This window comes from Paraburkholderia rhynchosiae, assembly GCF_002879865.1.
In the GTDB taxonomy this organism is placed as follows: Bacteria; Pseudomonadota; Gammaproteobacteria; order Burkholderiales; family Burkholderiaceae; genus Paraburkholderia; species Paraburkholderia rhynchosiae.
The window spans coordinates 1-526 of record NZ_PNXY01000120.1 but is presented as its reverse complement, the minus strand read 5'-3'; the positions used below and the strand labels follow the sequence as shown (position 1 = coordinate 526).

General features: G+C 53.6%; 1 protein-coding gene. It reads right to left on the bottom strand.

Translation table 11 applies throughout. The annotated features are described in order from the left end of the window. Positions 1–343 (bottom strand): LysR family transcriptional regulator (locus C0Z16_RS39285; protein WP_244201527.1); only part of this gene is annotated, 343 nt, incomplete at its 3' end. Between the last annotated feature and the right edge of the window lie 183 nt (positions 344–526).

The window sequence follows — 526 nt, the reverse complement described above, 5'->3', positions numbered from 1 at the left end:
AACGCAATCCGTCCTGAGTGGGATTAAGCCGGCTACCGTTGCGTTCGAAAAGTGGGAACGCCGTGATGCTCTCGAGCTGCGATATCAGGCGGCTCACCTGCGGCTGCGACGTATGCATGACGCGAGCGGCATTCGTCATCGAGTTTGACGACATGACCGCACGGAAAGCCTCGATGTGGCGAAATCCTAACTTTAGCTTCTGCATATCGTTTTTGTATCGTTCAATGCGAGAGACGCATTGGACTTTAGCATATTGATGACCGATATTTGGTTCGTAGCCAAGCAAATTCCGTTGTTTTGAATCGCACTGCAGCGGTCCGGAATCGCGGTCGAAAATGATCATTAAGGGAAGCTAAGCACATGAAAGTTTCTTCTATCCTGACCGCTGCGATGACGCTAGCCGGGTTCTACGCAGGACTTGGCCTGACGACCGCAGCTTATGCGGATAGCTCCAGCCGGCTGGATCGCATCAAGGAAACCGGCACGATTACCGTGGGCTATCCGACCACCTCGCTGCCCTTCGCCT